The 22089-nt window shown below is 69.4% G+C and carries 16 protein-coding genes; 7 read left to right on the forward strand and 9 right to left on the reverse strand.

Features of this window, described 5'->3' with window-relative positions:
• Positions 1-187: 187 nt before the first annotated feature.
• Positions 188-604, reverse strand: a complete 417-nt coding sequence (locus FHS07_RS15505) for a VOC family protein (RefSeq protein WP_183420823.1) — start codon at positions 602-604, stop codon at positions 188-190.
• Positions 605-699: 95 nt separating this feature from the next.
• Here FHS07_RS15505 and FHS07_RS15510 point away from each other — a divergent pair, with 95 nt between their 5' ends.
• Positions 700-1665 carry a helix-turn-helix transcriptional regulator gene (locus FHS07_RS15510; protein ID WP_343054741.1) on the forward strand — a complete coding sequence of 322 codons (966 nt, stop codon included), beginning with the start codon at positions 700-702 and terminating at the stop codon, positions 1663-1665.
• 127 nt (positions 1666-1792) lie between these two features.
• Here FHS07_RS15510 and FHS07_RS15515 read toward each other — a convergent pair whose 3' ends face one another.
• A complete protein-coding gene (locus FHS07_RS15515) occupies positions 1793-2377 on the reverse strand; it encodes a TetR/AcrR family transcriptional regulator (protein ID WP_183420825.1) in 585 nt (194 codons plus the stop codon).
• A 68-nt stretch (positions 2378-2445) separates the two neighbouring features.
• Between FHS07_RS15515 and FHS07_RS15520 the strand changes: the two genes are divergently transcribed.
• Complete coding sequence (locus tag FHS07_RS15520) at positions 2446-3717, forward strand: MFS transporter (protein ID WP_343054742.1); 1272 nt, start codon at positions 2446-2448, stop codon at positions 3715-3717.
• A gap of 117 nt (positions 3718-3834) precedes the next feature.
• On the opposite strand, the gene FHS07_RS15525 is transcribed toward FHS07_RS15520, so the two are convergent.
• From FHS07_RS15525 to FHS07_RS15550, 6 genes are all read right to left on the reverse strand, one after another.
• Positions 3835-4275, reverse strand: coding sequence for a cupin domain-containing protein (locus tag FHS07_RS15525; RefSeq protein ID WP_183420826.1), 441 nt, complete (start codon positions 4273-4275; stop codon positions 3835-3837).
• Positions 4276-4475: 200 nt separating this feature from the next.
• Positions 4476-6194: a beta-galactosidase gene (locus FHS07_RS15530; protein WP_183420827.1), complete on the reverse strand. Its 1719-nt coding sequence runs from the start codon at positions 6192-6194 to the stop codon at positions 4476-4478.
• A gap of 24 nt (positions 6195-6218) precedes the next feature.
• Entirely contained in the window at positions 6219-7739 is a 1521-nt protein-coding gene (locus tag FHS07_RS15535; protein ID WP_183420828.1) for an alpha-N-arabinofuranosidase, read from the reverse strand.
• A gap of 70 nt (positions 7740-7809) precedes the next feature.
• Positions 7810-9153 carry an ABC transporter substrate-binding protein gene (locus tag FHS07_RS15540; protein WP_425488164.1) on the reverse strand — a complete coding sequence of 448 codons (1344 nt, stop codon included), beginning with the start codon at positions 9151-9153 and terminating at the stop codon, positions 7810-7812.
• A gap of 144 nt (positions 9154-9297) precedes the next feature.
• Positions 9298-10107: a carbohydrate ABC transporter permease gene (locus FHS07_RS15545; RefSeq protein WP_246383710.1), complete on the reverse strand. Its 810-nt coding sequence runs from the start codon at positions 10105-10107 to the stop codon at positions 9298-9300.
• A 122-nt stretch (positions 10108-10229) separates the two neighbouring features.
• Positions 10230-11153 (reverse strand): carbohydrate ABC transporter permease, encoded by a 924-nt coding sequence (locus FHS07_RS15550; protein WP_183420831.1) that lies wholly within the window; start codon positions 11151-11153, stop codon positions 10230-10232.
• A gap of 110 nt (positions 11154-11263) precedes the next feature.
• Here FHS07_RS15550 and FHS07_RS15555 point away from each other — a divergent pair, with 110 nt between their 5' ends.
• From FHS07_RS15555 to FHS07_RS15565, 3 genes are all read left to right on the forward strand, one after another.
• Positions 11264-12307: a LacI family DNA-binding transcriptional regulator gene (locus FHS07_RS15555; protein WP_183420832.1), complete on the forward strand. Its 1044-nt coding sequence runs from the start codon at positions 11264-11266 to the stop codon at positions 12305-12307.
• Between the two features lie 209 nt (positions 12308-12516).
• Positions 12517-16104, forward strand: coding sequence for an RICIN domain-containing protein (locus FHS07_RS15560; protein WP_246383701.1), 3588 nt, complete (start codon positions 12517-12519; stop codon positions 16102-16104).
• Positions 16105-16225: 121 nt separating this feature from the next.
• Entirely contained in the window at positions 16226-17272 is a 1047-nt protein-coding gene (locus tag FHS07_RS15565; protein ID WP_183420833.1) for an NAD(P)-dependent alcohol dehydrogenase, read from the forward strand.
• Positions 17273-17737: 465 nt separating this feature from the next.
• Here the strand turns inward: FHS07_RS15565 and pgm are convergent, their stop codons facing one another.
• Positions 17738-19384 carry a phosphoglucomutase (alpha-D-glucose-1,6-bisphosphate-dependent) gene (gene pgm / locus FHS07_RS15570; RefSeq protein ID WP_183420834.1) on the reverse strand — a complete coding sequence of 549 codons (1647 nt, stop codon included), beginning with the start codon at positions 19382-19384 and terminating at the stop codon, positions 17738-17740.
• Positions 19385-19611: 227 nt separating this feature from the next.
• On the opposite strand from pgm, the gene FHS07_RS15575 reads away from it, so the two are divergent.
• Entirely contained in the window at positions 19612-21021 is a 1410-nt protein-coding gene (locus tag FHS07_RS15575) for a lipocalin-like domain-containing protein (protein WP_183420835.1), read from the forward strand.
• Positions 21022-21084: 63 nt separating this feature from the next.
• On the forward strand, positions 21085-22047 hold the full coding sequence (pheA, locus tag FHS07_RS15580; RefSeq protein WP_183420836.1) for a prephenate dehydratase: 963 nt from the start codon (positions 21085-21087) through the stop codon (positions 22045-22047).
• Positions 22048-22089: the final 42 nt, after the last annotated feature.

Here is a 22089-nt window from a genome sequence, read left to right on the forward strand (position 1 = left end):
GGGCCCCGGGGGCGCGCCGGGCCCCCCCCCCCCCCCCCCCCGGCCCCCCGGGGGGGGGGCGGGCCCCCCCCCCCCCCCCCCCCCCCCCCCCCCCCCCCCCCCCCCCCGGGCACCCGGCGGCGCGCCGAGCGCCCGGCCGCGCCCCACCCGCCCGGGCTCCGGGGCTCGTGTCGGCCCGGTCCTCGATTCAGCCGTTCCAGGGTGCGATCACGTCGACGATCCACACCACGCCGAAGCGGTCGACGAGCTTGCCGTAGAGCGGCGAGAACGCCGACGGGCCGAAGGGTGCGAGGATCTCGGCATCCTGACTCAGCCCTTCCCACGCGGAGCGCACCTCGTCAGCGTCAGGGCCGCGCAGAGCGAGGTAGAACGGGTTGGTCCCGCGGTCGTACGAGAGCGAGCGCTGGATGTCGTACGCCATCACGTGCACACCGCTCGGGGCGACCATCTCGCCCCACACGATCTGGTCGCGCTGGTGGGGCACCTCTGCCGTGTCACCGTAGGGCACCGCCGTGACGGTGCCACCGAACACCTCGGCGTAGAACGCGAGTGCCGCGGCGGCCTGTCCGTCGAAGTTGATGTGGAGGGTGGTGGTGAGGGTCATGTCGTTCCTGTCGTGAGCCGGGAGGTTCCGGATGCCCCGACTCTTTCGCCAGATGCGGACAGGGATCGTCCGCAATACGGAACAGAATGGATGCCGTGCCAGAAAGCTCCTCCCCATCGACGTCGCGACGCCTGCTGTCGTTGCTGACGGTTCTGCAGTCCCGACGGGACTGGCCGGCCGCCGCCCTCGCCGGCCGCCTCGACGTGAGCGCGCGTACGATCCGTCGGGATGTCGACCGGCTGCGCGAACTCGGCTACGAGATCGACGCTATGCGCGGACCAGCCGGGGGTTACCGCCTGCGGGCGGGGACGTACATGCCGCCGGTGGCGTTCGCCGACGACCAGGCGGTGGCGGTGGCCGTCGCGCTGAGGCTCGCCGCCTCGTCGGGCGGCCCGCTCGCCGAGGCGGCCGAGGAGGCGCTGAGCGTGGTCTCGCGGCTGCTGCCGGCATCCCTCGGTCGTCGGGCCCAGCGATTCGCGGTCGAGGCGGTGGCACCCGCCGGGGCGGTGGGGGTCGAGCCGGGTGTCCTCAGCGCGGTCGAGGCCGCGATCGCCGCCGACGAGGAGATTCGGTTCGACTACGGCGGATCGGAGGGGCCGGTGCGCGTGACCGAGCCGCACCATCTGCTGTGGCACAGCGGTCGGTGGTACCTCCTCGCCTTCACCTCCGAGAGGGACGGATGGCGCGTCTATCGTGTCGACCGCCTGCGGCTGAAGTCTCACCGAGGACGACGATTCACGCGCCGGGAGGTGCCCGGCGGTGACCCGGCGCGCTACCTGGAGGGGCGGTTCCGCGGCGGCGACGAGTCGGGCGGCTGGCCGTGCCGCGGCGAGATCGTGGTCGAGGCGTCGCGAGAGGAACTCGAGCCGCACGTCGTGGACGGGACGCTGCTCGACGCCGGGGAAGGGCGCGCGAGGGTCGGCCTGGGGTCCTGGTCGTGGGGCGCGCTCGCGGCGGAGTGCCTGCGTTTCGACCGGCCGATCGCCGACGCCCATCCCGCCGCCTTGCGCGACGCTCTCGCCGAAGTCGCCCGGAGGGCTGCGGTGGCCGCTCGCGTCTGAGCTCCGGTCGGGGGTGCGGGAGGGAGGGGATGCGGTGAGCGGAGGACGTGGCAGCGGTGTCATCTCTTCCGCCCGTCCCGCGCCCTCCCTCGCTCACGCGCCGCACGCCGAAACCCCCGGCACGCCGTCAGCGGGGTTCGCGCCACCCCCGGTCGAGGATGCGGAAACCTGCCTCGATCGTCGCCGCGGCGTCGTCGTGCTCGAACGCGAGGATCTGCAACTGCAGCACCATTCGCGCATAGACGCGGGTCTCGGCATCCGGTTTGCTCTGCCCGGTCGTCTCTGCGATTGCGGCGGCGAGGGCATCCTCGTGGCGCAGCCACATGCGCGACGCGTAGTCCTGCAGCGCGGGGGTTCCCGTGATCAGCTGCATGAACTGCCGGCGATTCTCGCCCGTGGGGTCGAAAGCGAGGCCGATGAGCTCGCGCCGGTAGAGGTCGCGCAGGGCGTCCGACACCGAGGTGCCGACGGCGCGGTCGCGCACGGCGCCGACGAGCATGTCGCGCTGCGCGTCGTCTTCGTCGAAGACGAGGGCCTCCTTCTGTGGGAAATGCGCGAACACGGTCGTGGGCGACACGTCGGCGGCTTCGGCGACCTCGCGGATGCTGACTTCGTCGAACCCGCGCTCGACGAAAAGGAGCGTCGCGGCGTCGGAGATCGCCTTGCGGGTGGCGGCTTTCTTGCGCTCGCGGCGCCCGATCGTCTCGCTCATGACACCACTTTAGCGGATCGGCTCAAAAGTCGTATTGACACCGAAAGTGGTACGAGTACAGTTACGGCGTGACTTCACCTTCCTCCTCTCTCGAACAGGGCCGCCGCGCCTGGATCATGCTCGTCGTCATCACGACGCTGACGACCGCGGGCATGACCGTCGTGCTGCCCGTCCTGCCGTTCGTCGTGCTCCGCTACGTTTCGAACCCGTCCGATCTGGCCGTGTGGGTCGGCATCCTCGAGACCGTCAACGCGCTGTGCGCGTTCCTCGTCGCACCGTTCCTCGGCCGCATCTCCGACCGCTTCGGCCGCCGGCCGGTGATCATCGTCGCCGGCTTCGGCGCGGCACTGGGCTTCCTGCTCTTCGGCATCGGAGGAGCACTCTGGGTGCTGCTGCTCGGCCGCATCGTGCAGGGCGTCACCGCGGGCAACTTGCCCGCCCTCTTCGCCTACCTCGCCGACATCACGCCGCCCGACAAGCGCGCCCGACGCTTCGGAGTGCTGGGCGCGACAGCCGGCGTGGGCACCATGATCGGGCCCGCGCTCGGTGGCTCGCTCGCCGCGATCGATGTCGATTTGCCCGTCTTCGTCACCGCCGGTCTCGCCTTCACCGTCGCGATCGTCAGCATCTTCCTGCTGCCCGAGAGCCTCGCGCCCGACAAGCGCATCGCCCGACTCGATCTCGGCGCGGTGCATCCGTTCGCGGTGTTCCGGGGGGTGTTCCGCCGCCCCGAGCTGCGCGGTCTCATGGTGGGACTGGTGCTGGTGGGCCTGCCGTTCGGCTTCTTCGTCAACAACTTCAGCGTGCTGGCCCTCGACGCGATCGACTGGGATCCCACCGCGATCGGTCTGCTCACGGCCTGCGTCGGGGTCGTCGACATCGCGATCCAGGGCGTGCTGCTCGGATTCCTGCTCCCACGGATCGGTGAGCGGGGAGTGGTGGTCAGCGGTATCGTCACGCAGGCGGTGGGCCTGGTCGCGCTCGCGGGTGTTGCGTCGCTGCTCGCTCAGCCCTGGCTGTTCGTGGTCGGCGCGCTGACCCTCGCCGCGGGGCAGGGGGCGGCCCAGGCCACGATGGACGGCCTGCTGTCCAACGCCGTGGGCGATGACGAGCAAGGCTGGATCGCCGGTGCGACGCAGTCGCTGAGCGCCGCGGTCGGCACCGTCGCGCCGTTGGCCGCGGGGCTGCTGTACGCCCACGTCGCGCACGCGGCGCCATACGTGCTGGGAGCCGTGCTCATGGCTGCGGCCGCGGTGGTCATCGCCCGGGCCCGGTTCACCAGCCCCTCCCTCCGGGTGAAGACCTCGGATGCCGAGGATCCGGTGCCGGTCGGCGAGTGAGGCCCCCGGTCCGGGCGCCGCGGTTCCCGGATCGGTGCCGGTCGGCGAGTGAGGTGCTCTGGCCGGTGGCAGGCGGGCCCGGATGCCTCGCGCGCACGCAATGGCATCCGGACACCTCTACGCCGGGGTGCTCCAGGGCGGCGGACGATCGGTGTCGCGCGAGGCGTCGTCGGGGAGGTGGGGGAGGGCCTCGCCGCCCGCGCGGATGCACAGCCACCGCAGTTCGCCCGTGCCCTCGGGCACGGCGCGCCACGTCCGCCACACGTTCTGGCCCACCCGCACGACACTTCCGGGACCGACATCGACGAGGTCGTCGTCGAGGCCCATCTGGCCACGACCCTCCAGGAACACGTAGAGCTCCTCGACGTGTGTGTGGGTGTGCCAGTAGCCGGCTTCTTCGCCGGGGGCGAGGGCGTTGGCCGTCATGCCGATGAACTGCATGGTCAGCTCGTGGTCGACCACGCGGCGCCCGTCGCGCGAGCGTGCAGGAACGAAGCCGCCGAAGTGCTCACGCCAGGCGTCGAGCCCCCCGATCTCGGTGATCTCGTAGTCGCTCATCGGTTCGCCCTCACTTCGGGTAGGGGGTTCGCGGGAAGCCAGGCGGCCGTCGTCATGACCCCATCCTGCCGCTCGCGCGACGCCGAGCGCCATGAGGACAGGGTCTGCGACGAGAACAGGCCGATCCGCGAGGGATCGGCCTGTTCTCGTCGCAACGACTGTCCCGGCGCCGGCTCACACGCCCGGCCCCGGCGACGCGCCTACTCCTCGAGCTGCCCCAGCGACGGCGCGGCGACGAAGCGCGCGACCGGCTCGACCGCGTGCTCGAGCTCGAGCACGACGATCTCGTTCGCACCCGCGCGTGTGGCGGGACCGGGTACGTAGAGCGTGTTCTGCGGCACGTTGTTCCAGTACCGACCGAGGAAGAAGCCGTTCACGAACGCGAAGCCCTTGCCCCACCCCGTGGTGTCGAGGAACAGGTCGGCGGACGCTTCGAGGGTGAAGGTGCCGCGCAGCAGTGCGCGTCCGACGGTACCGTCGCCCATGCCCGCGGCGGATGCCAGGTCGACGGGCGTCGCGGTCCACCCCGTGAGCGGCGAACCGTTCAGGGTCACCGAGCCGATCAGGCCCTTCGCCTCGCCGAGACGGTCGGCGTAGTTCACGCGGCCCTGGTCCTCCACGAGGACGGTGAGCCGTGAGCCCGCGGGAATCGTGAGCGCGCGTTCGTGCAGCGACCTCGACAGGCGACCGACGGGCGTGCCGTCGATGTGAATCCACGCCAGGTCGCGCACCTCGCCGAAGACGAGGGCGGACGGGCCGGAGAATGCCGGCAGGTCGACGTCGTAGCGAACGAGTGGCCCGAGGTGCCCGAGCTCTTCGAACGTCGACGGCATGTCGGTGCGAGCGCCCACGGCATCCGGCATCCACTCACCTTCGCCCGAGAGCGCGACCTCGAAGGCCGGGGCCTCCGGCCGCGGGCCGGGTGTGTCGGAGGGCACCGGCGCGTACTTCGCGATGACCTCGCGGAAGGCGTGGAACTTCGCCGTGGGGTGGCCCGACTCGTCGATGGGGGCGTCGTAGTCGTAGGACGTGACGATGGGGTCGAACCGACCCTTGTCGTTCGCGCCGTTGGTGGTCCCGAAGTTCGTGCCGCCGTGAACCATGTAGATGTTGACCGACGCCCCGGCGGCGAGCAGCACGTCGAGATCGTGAGCGGACGCCGCGGGGTCGGTGGTGTGGTGGATGCTGCCCCACCAGTCGAACCATCCGTCCCAGAACTCGCTGCACATGAGCGGGCCCGTGGGCTGGTGCTCACGGAGGGTCGACAGACGCTCCTCGCTGCGCGATCCGAATGACCCGGTGAGGTGCAGCTCGGGGAGGCTCCCCGCCTCGAGCATCCACGGCATGGGTTGGTCGACGGTCGTCAGCGGCACGGTGATGCCGGCATCCTTCGTCACCCGCACCAGTTCGTGCAGGTACTCCTTGTCGGAGCCGTACGCGCCGTACTCGTTCTCGATCTGCACCAGCACGACGTTGCCGCCGCGGTCGATCTGGCGGGGTGCGACGATCTCGTACACGCGGCGCAGGTACGCCGACACCGCCTCGACGAACTGCGGTTCGAAGCGACGGATGCCGATCCCCGGCGTCGACGTCAGCCAGACGGGCAGTCCGCCGTTGTGCCATTCGGCGCAGATGTAGGGTCCCGGACGCACGATCGCGTGCAGGCCTTCGTCGGCGATCAGGTCGAGGAAACGTCCGAGGTCGTTCCATCCCGTGGCATCCCACTCCCCGCGCACGGGCTCGTGGGCGTTCCACGCGACGTAGGTCTCGATGGTGTTCAGCCCCATCGCCTTGGCCGTGCGGATGCGATCGGCCCAGTGCTCGGGGTGGATGCGGAAGTAGTGCAGCGTGCCCGAGATGACCTGGTGCGGTCGCCCGTCGAGCAGGAAGTCGGTCTCGCCGATGGTGAAGGTCGTCACGGTGTCTTTCGGATTCTCGGGGGGTCAGGCGACGAGGCGTGCGCGCAGGCGCACCCAGGCCAGGGCGGGGAGGGTGAAGCGCAGGATGCCGTCGGCGCCGACCTCGACGGTCAGCGGCGCGGGAGCGATGAGCTCGCCGTCGGCGGAGTTCGTGGTGTGGCGGTCGCCGCCCTCGGGGATCGTCACGACGACCGCCTCGACGGCCTCGACCGCGCCCAGGTCGAGCTCGACCTCGGTGGCGGCGTCGAGGTCGCGGTGCGCCAGGAAGACCGCGACGTCACCGCCGTCGATGGTCGCGACGGCGTCGACGGCGTCGACCGATCCGTGGAGCGCGGTGTCGATGACGGCGCCCTCGACGCGGGGGAGGACCACCCGGCCGGATGCCGCCTTCGCGGTGAGCGCGAAGGGGTGGAACGTGCTCTGACGCCAGGCCGCCCCGCCGCCGGGCTCGGTGCGGATGGGCGCGATGACGTTCACGAGCTGCGCCAGGTTGGCCATCGAAACGCGGTCGGAGCGGCGGATGAGGGTGATGAGGAGGGATCCCACGACGACGGCGTCGGTCACGGTGTAGTCGTCTTCGATGAGGCGCGGGGCGATCGGCCAGTCGCCGGTGAACACGCGCGGCTTGTCGACCTCGTTCCAGCGGGTCTGATTCCACACGTTCCACTCGTCGACGCTGATGCCGATGGTGCCCCCGTCGGGGGCCTTCGCGCCGGTCTCGTCGATGACGTCGACGACGTCGGCGATGTAGCTGTCGAGGGCCGCGCCGCTGGCGAGGAAACTCGCCGGGTCGGTCGGATCCTCCTCGTAGTACGCGTGCACCGAGATGTGGTCGATGAGACCGGCGGTGTGCCGGAGCACCGTGCGCTCCCACTCGCCGAACGTCGGCATCTCGTGGTTGGAGCTGCCCGCGGCCACGAGCTCGATCGTGGGGTCGATGAAGCGCATCATGCGTGCGGTCTCCGCGGCGAGACGGCCGTACTCCTCGGCGGTCTTGTGGCCGATCTGCCACGGGCCGTCCATCTCGTTGCCCAGGCACCACAGCCGGATGCCGAACGGTTCATCGCGGCCGTTCGCGCGGCGACGGTCGCTGAGCGCGGTACCGGAGGGGTGGTTGGCGTACTCGAGCAGGTCGGCTGCCTCGGCGACGCCGCGCGTACCGAGGTTGACCGCCTCCATGACCTCGAAGCCCGCGGCGTCCGCCCAGTCGGAGAACTCGTGCAGTCCCACCTGGTTGGTCTCGGTGCTGTGCCACGCGGCATCCAGGCGCACCGGACGCTCTTCGCGGGGGCCCACACCGTCCTCCCATCGGTAACCCGACACGAAGTTGCCGCCGGGGTAGCGCACCACCGTCGCGCCCAGCTCGCGCACGAGCTCCCGCACGTCGGCGCGGAAGCCGGCGTCGTCGGCGCTCGGATGCCCGGGTGAATGGATGCCGTCGTACACGCAGCGGCCCATGTGCTCGACGAACGAGCCGAACAGGCGACGCGGCACCTCGGCGCCGACGGCGGTGCGGTCGACGGTGATGCGGGTGGGGGTGCTCATGGCTCTCCTCGGGGGGGAAAGGGGAGGGCGGGCCGCATGCGTACGCTGCGGCCCGCCCCGGTGATGCTGGTTACTTGTTGACCGAGAAGCCCTGGTCGTTGCCGTACTGGACGAGCTGCTCCTGCCAGGCCTGGAGGCCGGCGTTGAGGTCGCTCTTGTTGGCGTAGGCCTGACCCACGGTGTCGCCGTAGATGCTGTTGGCGTAGACCTGGAACGGCAGGTAGCTGAAGCCCTTGACGACGTCACCCGACGCCTCGGTCAGCACCTGGTTGATCTGCTGGCCGCCGAAGTACTCCGACTCCTTGTCGACGAAGGCGGGGTCGCTGAGCTGCGCGGTCGTGGAGGGGAACCCACCCGACTCGGCGAAGATCTGCAGGCTCTCCTCGTCGTTGTTGAGCCACTTGAGGAAGCCGGCCGCGAGGGCGGGGTTCTTGCTCTGCTTGGTCACGGCCTGACCGCCGCCGCCGTTCTCGGCCGTGGCGGGCTGTCCGTCGTAGGTCGGGATCGGTGCCACGGCCCACTTGCCCGCGCCGTCTTCGACCGAGCTCTCGAGCACGCCGGGCATCCAGGCGCCGATGACGAGCGAGGCGATCGAGCCGTCGCCGAGGCCCTTGAACCACTCGTCGCTCCAGCTGGGCGTGGTCGAGAGCAGATCGCCCTCGATGAGACGGTTCCAGTTGTCGGCGAACTTCTTCGAGCCGTCGTCCTGCAGGTCGATGGTGACGTCGGTGCCCTCGGCCGAGAACGGGGTGCCGCCGGCCTGCCAGATCATGCTGGTGGTGAATCCGGAGTCGCCGGTGTCGGCCGTGATGTATTTGGTCGGGTCGGCGGCGTGCAGCTTCTGGGCGGCGTCGTAGTACTCGTCCCAGGTGGTGGGCACGGCGATGCCGTACTGGTCGAAGACGCTCTTGTTGTAGAACAGGGCCATGGGGCCGGAGTCCTGCGGCAGGCCGTAGATCTTGCCGTCGAAGTCGACCGAACCCCACGGGCCGCTCGCGTAGGCGCTCTCGAGGTCACCGAAGCCGTAGGGCGCGAGGTCGAGCAGCGAGTCCGACAGGGCGAACTGCGGGAACGCGTAGTACTCGATCTGCACGACGTCGGGCGCGCCCGACCCGGCCTTGATGGCGTTCTGGAGCTTGGTGTACTCCTCGGTGTTGGTACCGGCGTTGACCAGGTTGACCTTGACGTTCGGGTACTTCTCCTGGAACGCGGCGACCTGGGCCTCAGCCGAGGGGGTCCACGACCAGTAGGTGATCTCGCCGCCGGCCTCGAGGGCCGCCTCGATGTCGTCGGCCGAGCCGCCGCCCGTGGCGCCGCCGGTGTTGCCGCCGGAGCATGCGGTCAGCGCGCCGACCGACAGTGCGGTGGCGGCGACGGCGAAGACGGTCCGCCGGAAGGCGGTGCCCTTGCGCATGAATGTCATCGGTTCCTCTACTTCTTTGTTGTGGATGCCGGGGCGAGACGCTCCGGTGCGGGTGGGTTGTGAAGACCGGGGCAGGACGCTCCGGGTTTTTCGGGTGGTGGGGCTGATGCCCCGTTCAGGGGGAAGTCGTGGTGGTCACTGCTTGACGCTGCCGGCGCTCAGGCCCGACTGCCAGAAGCGCTGCAGCACGAGGAACGCGGCGACGATCGGGATGATCGACAGCAGCGAACCGGTGATGACGAGGTTGTAGATGGGCTGGGCGCCGACGCCGACGGCCTGGGCGTTCCACTGATTGAGGCCGACGGTGAGCGGGTACCACTCGGGGTTGCTCAGCATGATGAGCGGCAGGAAGTAGTTGTTCCACGTCGCCACCACCGCGAACAGCAGCACGGTGACGATGCCCGGGGTGAGCAGACGGATCGAGATCGTGAAGAAGGTGCGGAATTCGCCCGCCCCGTCCATACGGGCGGCTTCCAGCAGCTCGGTCGGGATCGCGTCGGTGGCGTAGACCCAGACCAGATACAGCCCGAACGGACTGATCAGCGACGGGATGATGATCGCCCACGGGGTGTTGGTCAGACCCAGTTGGCTGAACAGCAGGAAGGTCGGCACGGCGAGCGCGGTCCCCGGCACGGCGATGGCGCCGAGGATGACGGCGAAGACCGCTTTGCGTCCGCGGAAGTTGTACTTCGCCATGCCGTAGCCGGCGAGGGTGGCGAGGAACGTCGCGCCTCCGGCGCCCACCACCACGTAGAGCAGGGTGTTGCCGAGCCAGCGCAGGAAGATCCCGTCGCGGTAGGTGAAGGTCTGCACGATGTTGTCGCCGAGGGCGAAGCTGTCGCCGAACCACAGTCCGAACGACGAGAACAGATCGGGCTGCGTCTTGGTGGCGTTGATCAGCAGCCACGCCAACGGCAGGAGCGTGTACACGAGGTACAGGCTCATGACGATGGTCAGCACGACCGAACGCCGGGTGTGCGTCGGCGAGGTGCGTGCGAAGGAGCGGCGTCCGCGCGAGCGGTCGGTGGTCACCGCGACGGTGTCGGTGCGGGGTGCGGTCGCGGTGGTCATCGCGCCTCCTGACGTGAGCCGCGCAGCTGCACGACGTAGGCGATGATCGCGGTGATCAGGCCCATGATGATGGCGATCGTCGCGGCGTAGTTGTACTGCTGTCCCGCGAACGAGAGGTTGTAGGCGTACATGTTCGGCGTGAAGAACGTCGAAATGGTGTTCGGGGCCAGCGGCTTGAGGATGTTGGGCTCGTTGAAGAGCTGGAAGCTGCCGATGATCGAGAAGATGGTGGCGATCACCACTGCCCCCCGGACGGCGGGGATCTTGATGGAGAAGATCGTGCGCCAAGCGCCCGCTCCGTCGATGGATGCCGCTTCGTACAGCTCACCGGGGATCGTCTTCAACGACGAGTAGAAGATCAGCATGTTGTAGCCGACGAACTGCCACGTGACGATGTTGCCGATCGACAGCAGCATCCACTGGGGGACGAAGGGCTGCAGCACCTCGGAGCCGAACAACTGGTTGATGTTGCCGGCGAGACCGAACTGGTCGCCGTAGATGTATCCCCACATCAGTACCGCCACGACCGCCGGTACGGCGTAGGGGAGGAAGATCACGATGCGGTAGAAGCTGGAGGCGTGCAGACGCGCGCTGTCGATGGCGAGGGCGGCGCCGAGCGCGAGGATCAGCATGATCGGCACCTGCACCACGAGGAAGATCGAGACGCGGATGAGGCCGTCCCAGAACTTCTCGTCGCCGAAGGCGGCGATGTAGTTGTCGAAGCCGACGAAGGCGTTGCCGCCGATCAGCTGCTCGCGGAAAAGGCTGAGGTAGATCGAATACACCAGCGGCGCGAGGAAGACCAGCGCGAAGACGATCGCGAAGGGGGCGACGAACAGCCAGCCGCGATCGTCGATGCGTGTGCGCCGCTTGCGCCGCGGGGTGCGCAGGGCGGGCGGGGGTGCCGCGGTGGTCGTCATCGTCCAGTGCCTCTTCGTTGGTGCGCATTCGGTCCGGGTGGCCGAGATGTTGACGTAAACATAACCCCACCGCGCTAAGGTGTCAACGTCAACATCCCGAGGGGGCAGACATGAGCGATACGACGACGGCGTCGACCGTGATCCCGACGCGTGAACGCCGACGCGAGGTGTCGATGGCCGACGTCGCGGTGGCCGCGGGTGTGTCGGGGCAGACGGTCTCGCGCGTGGCGAACGGGCGCTCCAACGTCGATCCTGACACGCGGCAGCGCGTCCTCGACGCCATGGCTCACCTGGGCTACCGCCCCAACAGCGCCGCTCGCGCCCTGCGGTCGGGGCGGTTCCGCAGCATCGGCGTCATCATGTTCTCGCTGAGTTCGTACGGCAACACCCGCACGCTCGACGCGTTGGCGTCGATGGCAGCGGCATCCGGATACTCCATCACCCTCATCACGGTGCAGTCGGCGTCGCAGTCCGACGTGTCGGGGGCGTTCCTGCGCCTGCGCGAGCACGCCGTCGACGGCATCGTCATCCTGATCGAGACGCACCGACTCGGTGAGAACGAGCTCGCGATCCCGTCCGGCCTTCCGGTCGTCGTCGTCGACTCCAGCGCCGACTACCCCTACGCCGTCGTCGACAACGACCAGGCGCAGGGGGCACGGCTCGCGACCGAGCACCTGCTCGACCTCGGGCACGAGACGGTGTGGCATGTCTCGGGTCCGCCGGAGTCGTTCGCCGCGGAACGCCGCCGAGACGCCTGGCGCGCGGCGCTCGAAGACCGCGCACGCCGAGTTCCCGAGGTGCAGATCGGCGACTGGACGGCCGACTCCGGTCACCGCATCGGGGCGGCACTCGCGGTTCGGCCCGAGGTGACCGCCGTGTTCGCGGCGAACGACCAGATGGCGCTCGGCGTCATCCGCGCCCTGCACGAGGCCGGGCGCGGTGTGCCCGGCGACGTGAGCGTCGTCGGCTTCGACGACATGCCCGAGTCGGCCAACTTCTGGCCTCCGCTCACCACCGTGCGCCAGCGGTTCGAGCGGGTGGGCGAAGAGGCGATGAAGGCCCTCATCGCCGACATCGAGAGCACGGGCGGCGACCACGCCCGCACACTGGTCCCCACCTCGCTCGTCGTTCGGGCCAGTTCCGGCCCTCGCTGACGACCGGTCCGCGCCGGCGTCCGACCCCCGCTGCCCTCTGGTCCGCGACGAGGTGGGGCGTGCGCTGGCGTCCGGTCTCGCCCGCGTGTCGCCGCGCCCGCGCTCTTGTGTGCGGTAACACCTGTCGTTTAAGCTCGACTTGTACGTCCCATGTTGACGTCAACACTCCCCCATGAGGCTGCAGAGAAGCGGCCGGATCGGAAATGACGATGAAGTCACCTCGACTGTTGTCGATGACGTGCGCCGTGGCCCTGACCGCCGGCGTCCTTTCGGCGGGTGCCGCCGTGACGGCGCCCGACGTGAGCCACGCCGCGACGGCGCCCGTGCGCATCGCCCCCAACCCCGCGACGGCGTCCGAGCCGTTCGAAGGATGGGGGACGAGCCTGGTGTGGTTCGCCAACGCCACCGGCAACTACCCCGCCGACGTGCGGCAGAAGCTGTTCGATGCCGTCTTCGGCGAGGATGGCCTGAACCTCAACATCGCCCGATACAACATCGGCGGCGGCAACGCGACCGATGTGCCGTCGTACCTTCGCCCGGGCGGGGCGGTGCCCGGCTTCTGGAACCCCGACCTGCCGGCCACCGACGACAAGGGTGCGATCACCTCGACCTACGCCGACCGTGACCGTTACAAGGCGGCCTGGAACCCCGACGACCCCACCCACTACGACTTCACGGCGGACTCCGCCCAGCGCTGGTGGATCGACGCGCTGAAGGGCAAGGTCACCCACTGGGAGGCCTTCAGCAACTCGCCGCCGTACTTCCTCACCCAGAGCGGCTTCGTCTCGGGCGGCATCAACAACGCCACCAGCGAGCAGCTCGCCACCGCCGACATGGACAAGTTCGCCGGGTATCTGACCACCGTCGTCGACGAGCTCGAGAAAGAGCACGGCATCCAGTTCGACACCATCGACCCGTTCAACGAGCCGAACACGAACTACTGGTCGACGAACATCCCCGCAGGGCAGACCTGGCCCACCAGCGCCAGCCGTCAGGAGGGTGCCCACATCGGACCCCAGCGCCAGGACGAGATGGTCAAGGCGCTCGCCGCGCGGCTGGCCGACCCCGACACCACGACCGACGCCGTCATTTCGGCGATGGACGAGACCAACCCCGGCATCTTCGCCACCAACTGGAACGCCTGGTCGTTGGAGTCGAAGAACGCCGTCGACCAGCTCAACGTCCACACCTACGGCACCGGCGGGCGCCAGGTCGTGCGTGACATCGCCAAGGCGGCCGACAAGCCGCTGTGGATGAGCGAGGTCGAGGGCAACTGGACGCCCGGAACAGGCTTCAACCCCGTCGACATCGGCAACGGCCTCGGAATGGCCGAGCACATCGTCGGCGACCTGCGCGAGCTCGAGCCCGACGCATGGGTGTTCTGGCAGCCCGTCGAAGACCTCTACAACATGGAGAAGGTCGAGAAGCTCAACTGGGGCAGCGTCTTCATCGACTTCGACTGCAACGCCGACGGAAACTCCGAGCGCCGCCTCAAGGACGGCGATGCCGACCCGAGCTGCAAGGTGCTGACGAACGAGAAGTTCAACACCGTCCGCAACTTCACCCACTACATCGAGCCCGGCGACCGACTGGTCGCCAGCTCGAACACGCAGTCCACGGCGGCGATCGACGCCGACGGCACAGGCGCGACCGTGGTGCACGTGAACAGCGAGAACGCCGAGCGCACCGTCGAGATCGATCTGAACGACTTCGGCACGGTCCCTGCGAACGCGACCGTCACGCCCATCGTGACGACGCAGTCCACGCCCGAGAACCCCACGGTCAACGCCCTCAAGCAGGGTGCTCCCGTGACCGTGAACCCCGCGACGAAGACGGCGCTGCTCACCGTTCCGGCGCGCTCGGTCACCACGTTCGTGATCGACGGGGTCTCGGGCGTCGCCGACACGGCCGCGAGCTTCCGAAACGGTCAGTCGGTGCAGCTGATCGGCGTGCAGAGCGGTCTCGCGCTCGACGGCGGCTCGGCACTCGCCATCCGTCAGCCCGCCACCACCGGGGCCGCGGCCAAGCCGCAGACCTGGACCGTCACCTCGCTCAGCGGCGAAGGCACCAACCGGCACCGCTTCACACTGAAGAACGCGGCGGGACAGTACCTCGCCAACGCGAACGGCGGTACTGCGCTGGTGACCTCCGACCCGACGGCCGCAGCGGCCGACAAGAACCTGCAGTGGATGGCCTCGACCACTGACGGCTCGACCTACTCGTTGCTGAGCGTCGGGGCGGAGCGCGTGCTCGACGTCAATGAGGCCAGCACCCAGCCCGAGGCCCGAGTGGGCCTGTGGACCTCGAACGGCGGCGGCAACCAGCTGTGGCGCCTGACGGGCACCGCGGTGCTCGGCGTCAACCCCGTCACGGTCAGCACCCCGGTCGGCACCGCGCCGACGCTGCCCGCCACCGTCACCGCGAATTACGCGGGCAAGACGTCTCGCCCGGTCCCCGTGACGTGGCAGCTCGACGGGAAGGACTGGTCGAAGGCCGGCACCGTCACCGTCCGCGGCACAGGTACCGACATCTTCGGAGCGGCTGTCGAGGTATCCGCCACCGTCGAGGTCGGCGCGTACACCGCTGCCCGCCCCACCTCGATGACCGTCGCCGCCGGGAGCGCGCTGGCCAGCGTGAAGGCCAAGGCGCCTGCCACCGTGCAGTCCGAAGTACGCGCCGACGGCGCGGGCTTCGCGACCCCGGTCACGTGGGCGTGGGGCGACCTCACGGACGCGGCGTTCGCCAAGGCCGGCACCGTGATCGTCAGCGGCACCGCGACGGGTCCGAGCGGCGAGAAGCTGCCCGCCCGGCTGACGGTGATCGTGACGGATGCCGTCGAGCGCAACGTCGCACCGCAGAGCCGTCCGTCCGCGACCTACACCGAGAGCGGCTATCCGGTGGACCGCACCATCAACGGTCAGACCGCAGACAAGGGCTGGTCGAACTGGCGCTCCGGCACGAAGAACGCGCAGGACACACTGACGTACGCCCTCTCGAGCGCCGAGACGGTTCAGCGCGTGGCGGTGCAGTTCTACCGCGACGGTGGGACGAGCTGGGCCGACACTCTGCGCGTGGACTACCGCAGCGCGGGCGGAACCTGGACGCAGGGCGCGCTGCAGACCGTCCCGGCACCCTCGACGGGTGCGCCGAAGGTAGAGGTGTCGCTCGGAGGCGTCTCCGCCGATGAGGTGCGGGTCGTGATGAATGCGCGGTCCCAGACCCACATGGTGGTCTCGGAGGTCGAGATCTTCGCGGCCGCGCCGTCGCAGGCCGGGATCGCGGACCTTGCTCGACTCACCGTGGGCGCCAACACCGTGGACGGGTTCGATCCGGCGCGCACCGACTACACGGCCTCGGTCGTGGGGGAGACGTGGCCGACCCTGAACGCGCAGGCGGTGGATCAGGATGCCGTCGTGCGCATCACCCAGCCCGCTGACGCCAACGGTGTCGGAACGGTGCGGGTGACCGCTCCGAACGGTACGGAGCGCACCTACACCGTGACGGTCACGCGTGTTCCGGCCGCGACGGTCACCGCCACCGCCTCGTCGCGGTGCGTGGCAGGCAAGGTCGTCGTCGCCGTGACGGTGCAGAATGACGGCGCGACCCGCGCCGACGTGAAGGTCGACAGCCCGTACGGCGCGAAGAGCCTGGGCGCCGTCGAGCCGGGCAAGCGAGCGTCGGCGACGTTCAGCACGCGCCAGGCGTCCATCGCCGCAGGAACCGCAACGGTGACGGCGACCGTCAACGGCACGCCCTCGACGGTGTCGACGGCCATCCCGGCGGCCACCTGCAAGTAGATCGGTGACGGGAGGGGCGGCGACACGTTCGCCGCCCCTTTCCGCATCCGTCAAGGGTCCCCGTCCGAAACGAGCCGTGACAGAGGATGGATTCCTCTGAATCGATCCCCACAGGAGAACCATGCACGTCAACGCCTACGCGGCGTCGTCCGCGACCTCACCCCTCGAGCCCACGACCATCGAGCGCCGTGACGTCGGCCCCACAGACGTCCTCATCGACATCGCCTACGCCGGCATCTGTCACTCCGACATCCACACCATCCGCGGCGAGTGGGGTGACGTGCCTTACCCCCTGACTGTCGGCCACGAGATCGTCGGCACGGTCGCCGAGGTCGGCGCAGACGTCACGAGCCACAAGGTCGGCGACCGCGTCGGCGTCGGGTGCATGGTCAACTCGTGCCGCGAGTGCGACAACTGCCTGGCCGGTGAGGAGCAGTACTGCGAGAAGGGCAACATCGGCACCTACGCCAGCACCGATGTCGACGGCACGATCACCCAGGGCGGCTACAGCGAGAAGATCGTCGTCGACGAGCACTTCGTCCTTCGCGTCCCCGAATCGATCCCCTATGAGAAGGCCGCCCCGCTGCTGTGCGCCGGGATCACGACGTACTCGCCGTTGAACCACTGGAACGCCGGCCCCGGCAAGAAGGTCGCGGTCGTCGGTCTCGGTGGCCTCGGACATATGGCCGTCAAGATCGCCCACGCCATGGGCGCCGAGGTCACCGTGCTCTCACAGACGCTCGGCAAGAAGGACGACGGCCTGAAGATGGGCGCCGACCACTACTACGCCACGAAGGACGAAGAGACCTTCAAGACGCTCAAGAACACCTTCGACCTGATCGTCAACACCGTGAGCGCCCCGCTCGAGCTGAAGCAATACCTCGGACTCCTCACGCTCAACGGCACGATGGTCAACGTCGGCGCGCCGCCGGAGCCCCTGCCCATCCAGGTCTTCACGCTGTTCACCAACCGCCGTTCGTTCGCCGGTTCGTCGATCGGCGGCATCCGCGAGACCCAGGAGATGCTCGACTTCTGCGCCGATCACGGCATCGCCCCCGAGACCGAGCTCATTTCGGCCGACCAGATCAACGAGGCCTACGAGCGCGTTCTCAAGAGCGACGTGCGCTACCGCTTCGTCATCGACGCGAAGACCTTCGCTCCCGCGTGATCCCGGCTCCCTGAGCCTGCTGCGTGCCACGGCCCCGACGCTCACCCGAGCGTCGGGGCCGCGGCGTTCCCCGCCTCCTCCGCGCCTCTTCCCCGCCCCCTCCGCGCCGAGTGCCGCGCAGGTGTCGCCGAGAAACGGCATCCGCGGGGAGAAACGCTCTGTCGCGACGTTTCTGTCAGCGGATGCCGTTTCTCAGAGCTGGCGCCGGTCGCGTGCCGCGCTGGCGCCTGTCGCCCGTGCTGCGCTGGCGCCTGTCGCGCGTGCTGCGCTGGCGCCTGGCGCGCGCGCTGCGCTGGTGTCGCGAGAAACGCGATCGGCGGGGAGAAACGCCTTGTCGCGACGTTTCTTTCAGCGGATGCCGTTTCTCGGAGCTGGCGCCGGTCGCGCGTCGCGGGCTGGCGCCCGGCGCCCGCACGCGGAAGCGGCGCCGCCCGGAAGGGCGACGCCGCTGAAACGTACCGGAAGTCAGGCCTGGCCGAGGGCGGCCGAGACGACCGCGCGCGCCTCTTCCTGCACATCGCGCAGGTGCTCCTCGCCGCGCAGCGACTCGGCGTACAGCTTGTACACGTCCTCGGTGCCCGAGGGGCGGGCGGCGAACCACGCGGACTCGGTCTGCACCTTCAGGCCGCCGATCGCCGCGCCGTTGCCCGGCGCGTGCGACAGCTTCGCCGTGATGGTCTCGCCCGCGAGCTCGGTGGCCGAGACGGCATCCGGAGACAGCTTCGACAGCGCCGACTTCTGCGCGGGCGAGGCCGCCGCGTCGACGCGCTGGTAGGCCGAGGCGCCGAACTCCGCCTCGAGCTCGGCGTAGCGCTGCGAGGGCGTCTTGCCGGTGACGGCGAGGATCTCGGCCGCGAGCAGACAGAGCAGGATGCCGTCCTTGTCGGTGGTCCAGACGGTGCCGTCCTTGCGCAGGAACGACGCGCCGGCCGATTCCTCGCCGCCGAACGCGACCGAGCCGTCGAGGAGCCCCGGGACGAACCACTTGAAGCCGACCGGGACCTCGAGCAATGTCTTGCCGAGCGAGGCGGCGACGCGGTCGATGATCATCGACGACACGAGGGTCTTGCCGATCGCGGCGTCTGTCGGCCATCCCTCGCGGTGCGAGAACAGGTAGTCGATCGCGACGGCGAGGTAGTGGTTGGGGTTCATCAGCCCCGCGTCGGGGGTGACGATGCCGTGGCGGTCGGCGTCGGCGTCGTTGCCGGTGAGGATGTCGTACTCGTCGCGCGCGGCGACCAGCGAGGCCATCGCCGAGGGCGAGGAGGGATCCATGCGGATCTTCTCGTCCCAGTCGAGGGTCATGAACTTCCACGTCGGATCGACCTCGGGGTTCACGACGGTCAGGTCGAGACCGTAGACCTCGGCGATGAGCGCCCAGTACTCCACCGACGCACCGCCCAGCGGGTCGGCGCCGATGCGCACGCCGGCGTTCTTGATGGCATCCACGTCGATGATGGTCGCCAGGTCGCGCACATACGCGTCGCGGAAGTCGTACTGGCCGAGGCTCTCGAGGTCGATCTCCGTCTGCGGCGTGCGGTTCACGCCCGCGAGGCCGGCGGCGATGAGCTCGTTCGCGCGGTCGGCGATCCAGCCGGTCGCGTCGGTGTCGGCGGGTCCACCGTGCGGCGGGTTGTACTTGAAGCCGCCGTCGCGCGGCGGGTTGTGCGAGGGGGTCACGACGATGCCGTCGGCGCGGCCGGCGTCGTCGAGCGATCGGCCCTTGTTGTACGTCAGGATCGCGTGGCTGAGGGCCGGCGTCGGCACCCAGGCGTCACGGGAGTCGACGCGCACGTCGACGCCGTTCGCGACCAGCACCTCGACGGCGCTGCGCTCCGCGGGCAGGGACAGACCGTGGGTGTCGCGACCGAGGAAGAGGGGGCCGGTGATTCCCTGCGCGGCGCGGTAGTCGACGATGGCCTGCGTCGTGGCGAGGATGTGGTCCTCGTTGAAGCTGGTGCTCAGCGACGAACCACGGTGACCGCTGGTACCGAAGGCGACGCGCTGCTCGGGTACCGCGGCATCCGGTTTGCGGTCGTAGTACGCCGAGATCAACTCGTCGATGTCGATGAGATCGGATGCCTCTGCGGGCTGCCCTGCGCGACTGCTCATGCGCCCAGTCTGCCCGCTGCATACGACATGCGCATCCGCCGCGTCGCATTCTGGGGTAATCCGTTGCCCGGAGGCGGAGGCGGAGGCGGAGGCGGAGGCGGAGGCGGGGACGGAGACGGAGGCGGGGACGGAGACGGCGACGGCGACGGCGATGGCGCGGGCCGGGTCGGCGGGCGCCGCACGAGAAAGCCACCCCGCGCGACACCCGCCGTCACTACACTCCGACCATGAGACGTGCGTCGTGGGGGACCCGCCTGGTCGGGATCGGACTTGTCGTGGCGGCGATCGCGGCGATCGTGAAGAAGAAGCCCAGCGCCGTGACCGCGCCGTCGGTCCCTGTTCCGGACAACCCGCTGTGGAGGGGGACGACCAAACCGGCTCCGGTCCCCGAGCGGGACGTCGTGCTGAGCCTGCCGAAGGACATGTACCGGCATGCCGGTGCGCCGACCGAGTGGTGGTGGCACATCGGGACCCTCCGTGCCGGCGACCGCGTGTTCGGTTTCGACATCAATGCTGCGTCCTTCGACGGCCAGCACTTCGGGATGTCGCAGATCTCGCTCAGCGACGTGCAGGGAGGTCGCCACTACGAGCGCACGCAGGTCTACGGACCCAAGCCGTTCGGGGTGTTCGATGTCGACACCTGGGCAGAGGGCGACCCGTCGAAGCAGTGGTACGCACGGCTCGGCGATCCGGAATGGCTCGTCGGCGGGTTCAGCGTCACCGACACGGGCTCCGGCTACACCGAGGCGCCGTCCGTCCACTTCGAGGGCGATGGCACCGGGGCCTCCGCCATCGCCATCCTCGACGACGTGGGCGGAGTGACGCAGATCATTCTGCTCAAACCGGGTTCGGGATACACGACGACACCGACCGTGACGCTCGTCGGCGGCGGCGGCTCGGGAGCGACCGCCGTTGCCGTGCGCCATTCCGTCATGATGACGGCACCGCAGGCGGACCCCACCCGGGACATCTCGGTGGCGGCCGTCCTTCAAGATGCCAAGACGCTGGACGAGGTCGAGTTCGACCTCACGCTGTCGCAGCAGGGACGACCGATGTTCGTCTTCGGAACGGGCGTGGAACCGAGCGCGAAGCGCCAGAGCCTGCAGAAGGACAACTACTACTTCTCGCTCACGCGGTTGAAGGCGTCCGGCACCGTCCGATTCGGGGGCGAGACCTTCACGGTGACCGGCACGACCTGGATGGACCACGAGTACGGATTCTTCGGCGGCAACTCGGCGGACACCCGGGTGCGGTGGCTTCTGCAGGACATCCAGCTCGACAACGGCTACACCCTGTCGACCGCTGGAATGATCGGCGAGGGATACAAACCCGAGATCGACGTCTCGGTCGATGCCTTCGCGACGATTCAGGAACCCGATGGCGACATCTACTACGTCGCCAGCACGATCACCCCGGTCGGCGAACTGTGGACGAGCCCCTCGACGGGCAACAGCTACGCGCAACAGTTCCGTGTGGAGATCCCGTCGTTCGACGCCGACATCCTGGTGTCGACGCGACTTCAGGATCAGGAGTTCTCCGCCAGCGGCGCCCCGATCTACGAGGGCACCGCCGAACCGACGGGCACCTTCCTCGGCGCGCGCGTCTCGGGAGACGCGTGGATCGAGCAGGCGTTCTAGGCGCTCCGCCGACATCGCCGGGCAGGCGGCGGCGTCACGGTCCCGGCGCACTAGGCTGAGCCGGTGCTGCCCGACACGGAACACTCGCCCACCCGCCGTACCTACAGTTATCTGGGGCCGGCGGGAACCTTCACCGAGGCCGCTCTCGCCCAGGTGCCCGAGGCCCGAGACCAGATCTGGCGGCCCGTGCGAAACGTCGGCGAGGCGCTCGCCGACGTCGTCGAGGGGCGGTCGGATGCCGCGATGATCGCGATCGAGAACTCCGTCGACGGCGGCGTCTCGACGGCGCAGGACGCCTTGGCCACGGTTCCGGGTCTGCGCATCGTCGGCGAGTATCTCGTGCCGGTGAACTTCGTGCTGGTGGGCCGCCCCGGCGCCGCTCTGCAGGACGTGTCGCTGATCGCCGCGCACCCCGTCGCCTACGGGCAGTGTCTCGGCTGGCTGAGCGAGAACGTCCCGGCCCACGCTCATCTGCCCGCCGAGAGCAACGTCGCCAGCGCCCTGGGCGTGCTCGACGGCACGAGCGCTGCGGATGCCGCGATCGCCGCCCCCGGCATCGTCGCCCATCACGACCTCACCGTCCTGGCCGAGAACATCGGCGACAACCCCAACGCGGTGACGCGCTTCGTGCTCGTCAGCCGTACGGTCGCGCCCGCGCCCCCGACCGGGGCCGACAAGACCTCGCTCATCGTCGAACTGCCCGAAGACCACCCGGGCGCCCTGCTGGAGCTGCTCGAGCAGTTCGCCACCCGCGGCATCAACCTGAGCCTGCTGGCATCCCGCCCCATCGGTGACGCCCTCGGCCGGTACCGCTTCGTCATCGACGCCGATGGTCACGTGCTCGACGAGCGCATGGCCGACGCGCTGCTGGGCCTTCGCCGCTTCAGCCCGAAGGTGATCTTCCTCGGCTCCTACGCCCGCGCCGACCGCGCGATCGTGCGCTACCCGCAGCGCTACAGCGACGACGTGTTCGTCGAGGCGCGCGACTGGCTCCGCGGCCTGCTGAGCGGCGAGCCCGAGGCCTGAACCGCGCGGAGGTCGACCGGACGAGCGACGAGCCGGAGGCTG

Source organism: Microbacterium proteolyticum (assembly GCF_014192415.1).
GTDB lineage: Bacteria > Actinomycetota > Actinomycetes > Actinomycetales > Microbacteriaceae > Microbacterium > Microbacterium proteolyticum.

Excerpts from the sequence above, each read along its gene's own strand:
- FHS07_RS15505 (WP_183420823.1), bottom strand. The coding sequence starts at position 604 with ATGACCCTCACCACCACCCTCCACATCAACTTCGACGGACAGGCCGCC.
- FHS07_RS15515 (WP_183420825.1), bottom strand. The coding sequence starts at position 2,377 with ATGAGCGAGACGATCGGGCGCCGCGAGCGCAAGAAAGCCGCCACCCGC.
- FHS07_RS15525 (WP_183420826.1), bottom strand. The coding sequence starts at position 4,275 with ATGAGCGACTACGAGATCACCGAGATCGGGGGGCTCGACGCCTGGCGT.
- FHS07_RS15535 (WP_183420828.1), bottom strand. The coding sequence starts at position 7,739 with ATGAGCACCCCCACCCGCATCACCGTCGACCGCACCGCCGTCGGCGCC.
- FHS07_RS15540 (WP_425488164.1), bottom strand. The coding sequence starts at position 9,153 with ATGCGCAAGGGCACCGCCTTCCGGCGGACCGTCTTCGCCGTCGCCGCC.
- FHS07_RS15545 (WP_246383710.1), bottom strand. The coding sequence starts at position 10,107 with ATGAGCCTGTACCTCGTGTACACGCTCCTGCCGTTGGCGTGGCTGCTG.
- FHS07_RS15550 (WP_183420831.1), bottom strand. The coding sequence starts at position 11,153 with ATGACGACCACCGCGGCACCCCCGCCCGCCCTGCGCACCCCGCGGCGC.
- FHS07_RS15555 (WP_183420832.1), top strand. The coding sequence starts at position 11,264 with ATGAGCGATACGACGACGGCGTCGACCGTGATCCCGACGCGTGAACGC.
- FHS07_RS15560 (WP_246383701.1), top strand. The coding sequence starts at position 12,517 with ATGAAGTCACCTCGACTGTTGTCGATGACGTGCGCCGTGGCCCTGACC.
- FHS07_RS15565 (WP_183420833.1), top strand. The coding sequence starts at position 16,226 with ATGCACGTCAACGCCTACGCGGCGTCGTCCGCGACCTCACCCCTCGAG.
- pgm (WP_183420834.1), bottom strand. The coding sequence starts at position 19,384 with ATGAGCAGTCGCGCAGGGCAGCCCGCAGAGGCATCCGATCTCATCGAC.
- FHS07_RS15575 (WP_183420835.1), top strand. The coding sequence starts at position 19,612 with ATGAGACGTGCGTCGTGGGGGACCCGCCTGGTCGGGATCGGACTTGTC.